Source organism: Protofrankia sp. Cj3 (assembly GCF_917627355.1).
In the GTDB taxonomy this organism is placed as follows: domain Bacteria; phylum Actinomycetota; class Actinomycetes; order Frankiales; family Frankiaceae; genus Protofrankia.
In genome coordinates, this window is sequence record NZ_CAKJTR010000102.1 from 1,653 (window position 1) to 9,780 (window position 8,128).

Annotated in this window: 9 protein-coding genes; 6 read left to right on the top strand and 3 right to left on the bottom strand. The window is 66.8% G+C overall.

Annotated features, from left to right (window positions below; all coding sequences use genetic code 11):
- Positions 1 to 393 (top strand): GatB/YqeY domain-containing protein (locus MJ783_RS14635; RefSeq protein WP_239310992.1); only part of this gene is annotated, 393 nt, incomplete at its 5' end.
- 71 nt (positions 394 to 464) lie between these two features.
- On the opposite strand, the gene MJ783_RS14640 is transcribed toward MJ783_RS14635, so the two are convergent.
- Positions 465 to 2,879: a transglycosylase domain-containing protein gene (locus MJ783_RS14640; protein WP_239310993.1), complete on the bottom strand. Its 2,415-nt coding sequence runs from the start codon at positions 2,877 to 2,879 to the stop codon at positions 465 to 467.
- A gap of 448 nt (positions 2,880 to 3,327) precedes the next feature.
- On the opposite strand from MJ783_RS14640, the gene MJ783_RS14645 reads away from it, so the two are divergent.
- On the top strand, positions 3,328 to 3,684 hold the full coding sequence (locus MJ783_RS14645; protein ID WP_239310994.1) for a WhiB family transcriptional regulator: 357 nt from the start codon (positions 3,328 to 3,330) through the stop codon (positions 3,682 to 3,684).
- A gap of 241 nt (positions 3,685 to 3,925) precedes the next feature.
- Here the strand turns inward: MJ783_RS14645 and MJ783_RS14650 are convergent, their stop codons facing one another.
- On the bottom strand, positions 3,926 to 5,128 hold the full coding sequence (locus tag MJ783_RS14650; protein ID WP_239310995.1) for an ArsA-related P-loop ATPase: 1,203 nt from the start codon (positions 5,126 to 5,128) through the stop codon (positions 3,926 to 3,928).
- Positions 5,125 to 6,174 carry an ArsA-related P-loop ATPase gene (locus MJ783_RS14655; RefSeq protein ID WP_239310996.1) on the bottom strand — a complete coding sequence of 350 codons (1,050 nt, stop codon included), beginning with the start codon at positions 6,172 to 6,174 and terminating at the stop codon, positions 5,125 to 5,127. The genes MJ783_RS14650 and MJ783_RS14655 overlap by 4 nt, the downstream gene beginning before the upstream one ends.
- Before the next feature lie 101 nt (positions 6,175 to 6,275).
- Between MJ783_RS14655 and MJ783_RS14660 the strand changes: the two genes are divergently transcribed.
- The 4 genes from MJ783_RS14660 to MJ783_RS14675 form a co-directional block, all read left to right on the top strand.
- On the top strand, positions 6,276 to 6,443 hold the full coding sequence (locus MJ783_RS14660; protein WP_239310997.1) for a DUF4177 domain-containing protein: 168 nt from the start codon (positions 6,276 to 6,278) through the stop codon (positions 6,441 to 6,443).
- On the top strand, positions 6,440 to 6,946 hold the full coding sequence (locus MJ783_RS14665; RefSeq protein ID WP_239310998.1) for a RidA family protein: 507 nt from the start codon (positions 6,440 to 6,442) through the stop codon (positions 6,944 to 6,946). The genes MJ783_RS14660 and MJ783_RS14665 overlap by 4 nt, the downstream gene beginning before the upstream one ends.
- Before the next feature lie 24 nt (positions 6,947 to 6,970).
- A complete protein-coding gene (locus MJ783_RS14670) occupies positions 6,971 to 7,843 on the top strand; it encodes an NUDIX hydrolase (protein ID WP_239310999.1) in 873 nt (290 codons plus the stop codon).
- A 25-nt stretch (positions 7,844 to 7,868) separates the two neighbouring features.
- Positions 7,869 to 8,128 (top strand): MBL fold metallo-hydrolase (locus MJ783_RS14675; RefSeq protein WP_239311000.1); only part of this gene is annotated, 260 nt, incomplete at its 3' end.

The following is an 8,128-nucleotide window of genomic DNA, read 5'->3' on the forward strand; positions in this document are numbered from 1 at the left end:
CTGCGCACATCCACCCTTCGCATGGCCATGGCCGCGGTGAAGGACGAGGAGGTAGCCGGCAGCAACGTCCGCGAGCTGTCCGACGAGGACGTGCGGAAGGTGCTCACCCGCGAGGTCCGCAAACGGCGGGAGGCCGCGGATGCGTTCGCTGCGGCCGGCCGAATGAACCAGGCCGAGCAGGAACGCAACGAGGGTGCGATCCTCGCCGCCTACCTTCCCCAGCAGCTGACCGACGACGAGCTCATTCTGATCATCGAACGAGTGATCGGCGAGCAGGGACTCGTCGGCCCGAAGGCGATGGGCGCCGCCATGAAAGCGGTCCAAGCCGAGGTGGCCGGGCGAGCGGACGGCTCCCGCGTCTCCGTCCTCGTCCGCGCCCGGCTTGCCACCTGACGCACGCACTCCAGCCCCGCGACGCCGCGTCCCCTGTTGCCCGGTCGCGTACTGCCAGTCGCGCTGCCTTCTCAGTCTCCGCCGAATATGTCGAGAATGCTATTCCCCCGTCGGTGTGCCGGGCTCGCGGTCGCTGTCACGGGCTGCCGGGGCGGCACCGTTGCGGGCTGTTCGGCGGGGGTTCCGCCGCCGTCCGGTCGAGGCTGCGAGTCAGGACCCTGCGAGACCATCAGTACCACGTCCGAACCAGCCGGGACGTCCTGGCCGCCCGCCGGATTCATCGCCAGCACCGTACCCGCCGGAGCCGGGTTGTTGACCTCCTGGACCGTCACCCCGAAGCCCTGCGCGGTCAACAGCGCCCGCGCCAGGACAACGTTCTGGCCGACGACATCGGGCAGTGTCTCCTTCGGCGGATTGGGCTCGCTGTCGTCGGGAGCGGGCATTGCCGCCACTGGCAGCTTGAGCCCGTCGATCGCGCCACGCATGGTTCTCGCCCATACCGCGGCGGGCAGGTCACCGCCATAGACCTGGTTAAGGCCCAGGACGTTACGCAACGGGTAGGTCGTGGGCGACCTCGGGTCAGCGAGGGTCACCGCGACGGCGAGCTGCGGGATGTAGCCGGCGAACGAAGCGGTGCTGAAACCCTGCGCGGTCCCGGTCTTACCAGCCGCCGGTCTGCCGATCTGCGCGTTTTTCGCCCCTGTTCCATGCAGGATGACCCCCTCCAGCACCGAGGTGACGCTGTCCGCGACATTCGCCCCGAGGACCTGGCGGCATGGCTGGGGCGCGGCGTAGGCGACCGGCCGATCCGTACCGCCGACCCGCTGGGTGATCGATTCAAAAGGTTGTGGATCACAACGGATACCGTGATTGGCAAGCGTGGCATAGGCGGTCGCCAGGTCCATTGTGGAGATCTCGTTGGAACCGAGGACAGCCGAACCGTCACGTGCTCCTATGCCACCGGGCGGACAGCGCTGCCGGAGCGCCGCGGTGTGATCCTGTACCCGGCATGACGTGACGCCGAGCCGGCGAGCCATCTCGGCGGTGCTCTGGACGCCGACCTTCTCCGCGAGCTGGATGTAATAGGTGTTCACCGAGTGCCAGGTTGCCGTCGTCATCGAGTACAGGCCGGCTTCGCTCGGATCGGCGTTGCCGAAGCAGTCCGCGGTGCTCGCCCGCGTGCTCCCCTCCGCGCGAGGATTGTTGAAGATGTTCGAGTGATAACATACCGGCGAGTAGTACGTGGTACCCAGGGGCATTCCCTTCTCGATGGCCGCAGCCAGCGTGAAGACCTTGAAGGTGGAGCCCGGCGAGAACGAGGTCTCCTCGAGCGGAATAATCTGTTTTGTGTGGGTGAAGTCGGTCGTACGCTCCGGCGGCAGACCGTCCGAGGATGGTCCGTACACTCGGTTGACGGCCAGTGCCAGCACTTTTCCGGTACCAGGTTGGATCATTGCCACACCCGCGGCAGCCCGGTTACCCGGTGGCACGACACCGGACGCGGCGTTCTGCGCGGCAGCCTGGGCAATCGGGCTGAGTGTGGTGCGAATCGTCAGACCGCCCTCGAACAACAACCGCTCGCGGTCCGCCTGGGTCGCCCCGAACCGCTCGTCGGCAAGCAGCACGCGGCGGACGTAGGCACAGAAGAACGGCACCGACGACAGCTGGCAGGGATCTGCCGCCTGGGGCGGACGGTTCAGTGTCAACGGCACTGCCTTGGTCTCACGCAGTTGGCTGTCGTTGATGTGGCCGAGTTCGCGCATACGCTCCAGGACGATGTCACGGCGGATCGTAGCCGCCTGCGGATGTAGTACCGGATTGTAGGCTGTGGGATTTTTGACCAGACCGGCCAGCATCGCCGCCTGCGGCAGGGTAAGCCGACTCACGTCGACGTTGAAGTAGTGTTTCGCCGCGGTCTGCACACCGTAGGCGCCGTCACCGAAGTAGGCTATGTTCAGATACCGCTCGAGAATCTGGTCCTTACTCAGGTGATCCTCTAAATACAGTGCGTAACGAGCCTCTCGGAGCTTTCGTTTGACCGTTTGCTCGGTGGCGGCATCCTTGGTTTCCCTGGTGGTCGCCGCCTGCAGCAGAACATTCTTCACATACTGCTGGGTAAGCGTTGAACCGCCCTGCGTGACCGAACCTGACTCCTGGTTGGTGACATAGGCCCGGATGAGCCCCTTGTAATCAAGGCCGGTGTGTTCGTAGAAACGGGAATCCTCGATGTCGATGATCGCCTGACGCATCACCATCGGCACCTGATCAATCGTCACGATCTCCCGGTCCTGCTCACCCCGCAGGTATCCGATCACATTTCCTTGGGAATCAAGTATCCGGGAGGCCTGTGGCAACGGCGGCACGGTGAGGTTCGCGGGCAGCTCCAGGAACGAGTCGGCGCCGCCCTTGGCCGTGAGGCCTACCAGGGCCACGAAGGGCACCGCCATGAACGCGAGCAGGACGCCGGACAGCCCACTGATGATCATGAATCGCGTCGTCCGCCTAGCCGCTGTCCGGGCACGCGGCCGGAAGGACCGGAGTCTCGCGGGCCGCCGGGTGTCTGCGGGTGCGATGCGTCCGGTGGCGCCGGAACGACCAGAACCGACCGGAGGTTCCGGATGCCGACGGTATGTTCCTGTCGTCGCTGTCACGTCCGGGAACCTCCAAATGGCCCCCTTCGCGACCACTCGGCCGCGCAATGGGCACAAGCCTATGACCCCGCTCCTCAGACACGTGGATGTCACGCGGACGACACGAAGCAGTGACAGAACGCACCACATTTATCACTCGGATCAATGGCCCGGACGGGTCATTTGGACAACCACCCGTGTGGGGTCTGTGCCGTGGCAAAGGCGCTCCGTACGGTTTCGGGCGAAGCCACGTCACCACCCGCACGGGCCCCCTGACCCGGACTCGAGAAGAAAGGCAGGTGGCATGACCAGCAGCCTGGCTACCCGCACCAGCGCCGCACGACGTGCCAGCTCGACCCAGTTGATCGGCTCGACCGTCGATGGCGACTGGACCGCGAACGCGGCCTGCCGTGATCTGGACCCGGACGATCTCTTCGTTCAAGGTGCCGCCCAGAATCGCGTCAAGACCCGATGCTTCGGATGCGCCGTTCGTACCGAATGCCTCGCTGACGCCCTTGACAACCGAGTCGAATTCGGAGTCTGGGGAGGTATGACCGAACGGGAACGCCGAGCTCTTCTGCGGCGACGGCCCGATGTCGCCTCCTGGCGAAAACTGCTTGCGGATGCGCGCGCCCACCATGGGGCCGCCTCCGCGGGTTAGGACCGTCCGCACCTCGTCCCCCCAGTCGACGATCCAGCCTCCGATTCGTCCTCAGTATCTCACTATCACACTCCGACCGGATGCTCGGGACGTCGACGTCACCCAGGAGACAACCTCTCGACGACGGCGTCTCGGGGCACCCCGGGACGAGCGCATGCGAACAGCGCCACGCTGGCTGGGGCTCCTCAAGGCCGCAGCCGCGCAAAAACACGATCGCGCGCCCTGAACGGGCCGGAACGCTCTAACCAGCCTGGTGGAGTACTTTCTCCCCAGCGAGCGCGGCACCGACATCGCGGAGGCCATCAAGATCGTGAATGTCTCCAGCCAGCGCGTCGACCTCAACCAGCGGTGTGTCAGGATGCGCGCTGGTGAAACGCTCCCGCAGCCGGTTCTCGCGCGTGGCCAGCCTTACTCTTTCCGCGTGGACCCGCAGTACAGCCGCTGTCAGTGGATGCCCGGCGTGCTCGGCGAGTGTTTCGGCCGCGGCGAGACTGCGTTCCACGGTCAGGCCGCGAGCCGCGGAACACACCGGGTGGACCCGATTGATGACAAGCCCCGCCAACGGCATTCCGTCCGAATCCAGTCGATCAACGAAATAGGACGCCTCCCGCAATGCGGCGGCCTCAGGAGCGGCTACCACAACAAATGAAGTACCGGGTGCGCCCAACAACTGGTACGTCTGCTCGGCACGCTGCCGAAAACCGCCAAACATGGTTTCCAGCGCCGCCACGAACTGGCTGACGTCCGTCAGGAGCTGCGCACCGACAATCTTGGTCAGAATCTTGCCGAACATACCGAGCCCAACCCCGACAACTTTCAGGTACATTTTTCCACCCGCCTTCGCCGGGGCGAGCAGCAGCCGAAGCAAGCGACCGTCGAGAAACGCCCCTAACCGAGTGGGTGCGTCAAGAAAGTCCAGCGCCGACCTGGTCGGCGGCGTGTCGACGACGATGAGATCCCAGTCCCCGGTGGCATCCAGCTGGCCGAGTTTCTCCATGGCCATGTACTCCTGGGTACCGGCAAAGGACGACGACAACGACTGGTAGAAAGGATTTTCAAGCAGCTGCTGAGCTCTGTCCGGGGCTGCGTGCGCCAGCACGATCTCGTCGAACGTCCTTTTCATGTCGAGCATCATCGCGTCCAGCCGGCCGCCGGCCGACCGGTCGACCCCGGCGACTTCCCGAGGAATGTTGTCCAGTTCGCTCAGCCCCATGGACTGGGCCAGCCGACGTGCCGGGTCAATCGTCAGAACGACCACCTGGCGGCCCTGTTCCGCCGCCCGCAGGGCCAGCGCCGCGGCAATGGTGGTTTTCCCGACGCCGCCCGACCCGCAGCACACAATGATCTTCTCGCTGTCAAGCATCGCATCGACGTCCAACGGCGCTACCGGCACCGGCGGGACGGGCAGCGGTCGTTGTGCGGGCTGCCCCTGCGTCGTGCTCATCCGACCATCCGCTGTTTGCGCAGCAGGTCCGCAAACCGGTAGATCACGCCAACATCCACGCCGTCGGCGACCAGGGGCAGTTCGTATACGGGCCGGCCCAGCCTCTCGACCTCGGCTCGTTCAGCCACTTCCAGGCGTACCCGGCGCGCGTGCTGGGCCGCTTCGGTCGCGAGCGCGCCGACCAGCTCGACGCCGGCCTGAATGCCGGCCTCCTTCATACCTGCCACCAGTTCTTCAAGATCCAATTCATCAGCGCTAGCCCGCTCGATGTCATCGGCCGCCAACAACGGCTGCCGGATCATATTCACGATGACACCGCCGACCGCGAGGCCCGCGGTTCTCACCTCAGCGACGCCGTCCACCGTCTCCTGCATCGGCATCTCCTCGAGGAGGGTGACAAAATGCACAACAGTCGCGGCGGACCGCATCACCGCCATCACGCTGTCGGCCTGAGTACGGATCGGACCCATTTTCGCCAGCCCGGCAACCTCGGCACTCACGTTGAGAAACCGGGCAATACGACCGGTCGGCGGCGCGTCGAGAACAACCGCGTCATAGGACCTGCCGCCGGGACGGGTCGCGTCCGGACGGTTCACGGCTTCTTTCACCTTGCCGGTGAGCAGGACGTCCCGAACCCCGGGCGCGATCGTGGTGGCGAAATCGATAGCGCCGATCTTGCCAAGCGCCCTGCCGGCGCGGCGGAGGTTGTAGAACATTTCCAGGTACTCCAGCAGGGCCTCCTCTGCGTCAATGGCGAGCGCGAAAACCTCACCGCCACCTGGAGCGCTCGCCACTTTACGCTCGGCGTAGGGCAGCGGCGGGGTGTCAAACAGCTGCGCGATCTGCTGACGCCCCTCGACCTCGGTGAGCAGTACCCGCCGTCCCCCGGTCGCGAGCGCCACCGCGAGCGCGCCGGCTACGGTCGTCTTGCCGGTGCCGCCCTTGCCGGTGACCACATGAAGGCGGCACGACCACGGCCCCCGAGTGGCGCCAGGCGGCAGAGTGTCCTGCGACGTCACACCGACGACCGTACCCGGCTCGGCCATCCCCTTCCGTGCGGGCTTCCGTGCGGAAGCACGGCTGCCGGACGCCAGGTCCGCCGATGCGTCCCGCCCTCTCCCAGCGATGACCAATAAGGTCTCGTGTCATGACGACCTGGGAGTACGCGACAGCACCACTGTTGATCCATGCGACCAAGCAGATCCTCGACACCTGGGGCGCGGACGGCTGGGAGCTCGTCCAGATCGTTCCCGGCCCCAATCCGGAGAGCCTGGTCGCCTACTTCAAGCGCCCGACGAACGTCTCGACGGCATGACGCCCGCGGGCACCGAGGCGGCCACTCCGTCGCGGCGGCTGGCCGCGCTCGGGCTGACACTTCCCGCGGTACCGGCACCAGCCGGCGCCTACCTGCCGGCTCGCCGCCATGCCGAGCTGGTGTGGACGGCCGGGCAACTGCCGCTGGTGGACGGCACGCTCGCCGACCGCGGCCAGGTCGGCGCGGCCGCTGACGGCGGCATGATCACCCCTGACCGCGCCACCGAGCTGGCCCGCATCTGCGCGCTGAACGCCCTCGCGGCAGCGGCCGCGGTTGCCGGCGGCCTCGATGCCGTCACCGGCATCGTCAAGGTCGTCGGGTTCGTCGCCAGCGTGCCCGCGTTCACCGGACAACCGGCGGTGGTCAACGGCGCGAGCGAGCTGCTCGCGGCGGTGTTCGGCGACGCCGGGCGGCATGCCCGCTCCGCCGTGGGGGTAGCCGTCCTGCCCTTGGGCGCCCCGGTCGAGATCGAGCTGGTCGCCACCATCTGTTCTAACATCTGACACATGCCGGATCCGACCAGCGCGGTGACCGAGGACCTGCTCACGCACCTGCGCCAGCGGCTACCGTCGAGCATCCCCGAGCGGGCGCGGTCCTATCGTCCTGATATCGACACGCCGGCACCCGCCCGCGCCGCGGCCACGGTGGTCCTGCTCCGGCCCGCCCTCAGCGGGCCAGGCGGGGTCGAGGTCTGTCTGTTGCGCCGGGCGTCCACGATGGCCTTTGCCGCCGGCATGTACGTATTCCCAGGCGGGACGGTTGATCCAGCGGACAGCGACGCTGAGCCGCGCCAATTCGGTACGGCGGGGGCCGTGGCGCCATACCTGCCCGGGGCCGGGCCGGCGCTGGCCCGAGCGCTGGTGTGCGCGGCGGTGCGCGAGACGTTCGAGGAAAGCGGTGTCCTGCTCGCCGGACCAGACGGCGACACCATCGCCGATGTCAGCGGCCCCGGCTGGGAATCGGACCGGGCCGCGCTGGAGAGCCGGCGGACCAGCCTTGCCGCCGTGCTGGCCCGACGCGCCCTCGGGGTACGGATCGATCTGCTCCGCTCCTGGGCACGCTGGATCACACCCGAGGTCGAACCGCGCCGGTACGACACCTGGTTCTTCGTCGCGGCGATGCCAACCACGCAGCTGACCCGCCGGATCCCCGGCGAATCCGACCGGCTGCTGTGGACGTCGCCGGCGGCCGCGCTCGACGACTACCTGGCGGATCGGCTACGCCTGATGCCACCCACCGCATACACCCTCGGCGAGTTGGTGAACTACACCAGCGTCGAAGAAATCATGGCAGCTGCCACCGCCCGGGACATGGAACCGATCCTGCCAAAAATCTCGTTGCGCGACGGCACGGCCCGGCTTGTGTTCCCGCATGACACCGACTATGGCTCAATCGGCTGACGGGCACGGGCGGGCAGTGGCCACGATGCCGTCCCATCCTGCCCTGCCCAGGCAGGTGACAACACTGGCGGCGGTGCTGCTCGCGCCCAATCCCGGCCCGATGACACTGGACGGCACGAACACGTGGCTGCTGCGCGCCCCCGGTGCCACCGGCTGTGTGGTCGTCGACCCCGGCCCGCCTGATCACCGGCATCTCGATGCGATCGTCGCGGCGGGACCAGTTGAGATGATCCTGCTTACCCATGGTCATATTGACCATGCCGCGGGCGCTGCTCCGCTTCACAG

Excerpts from the sequence above, each read along its gene's own strand:
- MJ783_RS14650 (WP_239310995.1), bottom strand. The coding sequence starts at position 5,128 with ATGAGCACGACGCAGGGGCAGCCCGCACAACGACCGCTGCCCGTCCCG.
- MJ783_RS14640 (WP_239310993.1), bottom strand. The coding sequence starts at position 2,879 with ATGATCATCAGTGGGCTGTCCGGCGTCCTGCTCGCGTTCATGGCGGTG.
- MJ783_RS14655 (WP_239310996.1), bottom strand. The coding sequence starts at position 6,174 with ATGGCCGAGCCGGGTACGGTCGTCGGTGTGACGTCGCAGGACACTCTG.
- MJ783_RS14665 (WP_239310998.1), top strand. The coding sequence starts at position 6,440 with ATGACGCCCGCGGGCACCGAGGCGGCCACTCCGTCGCGGCGGCTGGCC.
- MJ783_RS14660 (WP_239310997.1), top strand. The coding sequence starts at position 6,276 with ATGACGACCTGGGAGTACGCGACAGCACCACTGTTGATCCATGCGACC.
- MJ783_RS14645 (WP_239310994.1), top strand. The coding sequence starts at position 3,328 with ATGACCAGCAGCCTGGCTACCCGCACCAGCGCCGCACGACGTGCCAGC.